This is a genomic window from Vogesella mureinivorans (genome assembly GCF_007644035.1).
In the GTDB taxonomy this organism is placed as follows: domain Bacteria; phylum Pseudomonadota; class Gammaproteobacteria; order Burkholderiales; family Chromobacteriaceae; genus Vogesella; species Vogesella mureinivorans.
Window position 1 is genome coordinate 1 of sequence record NZ_VMTV02001160.1, and the last position, 292, is coordinate 292.

Annotated in this window: 1 pseudogene; it reads right to left on the bottom strand. The window is 70.5% G+C overall.

Annotation, left to right across the window (positions count from 1 at the left end):
* Nucleotides 1-292 (bottom strand): annotated as a pseudogene (locus tag FLQ44_RS23970) (glutamine--fructose-6-phosphate transaminase (isomerizing)); the annotation flags it as partial.

A 292-nucleotide genomic window follows, 5' to 3' on the forward strand; every position in this document is an offset into this window, starting at 1 on the left:
GCCGCGCTCGACCGCGTCGGCCGAAAGATCCGTCACCCGCTCCTCGCGTTCGACCGCGACGCCGCTGGCGTCGAACACCGCATAGCCATCGCGGCGGATCTCGACGATGTCGCCTTCCTGCAGGTAGACGAAGCGGTTGGTGACCCGCAGCAGGGCCTGCACGTCCGAGCCCAGGAAGTGCTCGCCGATGCCGATGCCGACCACCAGCGGGCTGCCGCGGCGCGCACCGATCAGGCGCCCCGGCTCCTCGCTCGACAGCACCGCGATCGCATAAGCGCCATGCAGACGCTGG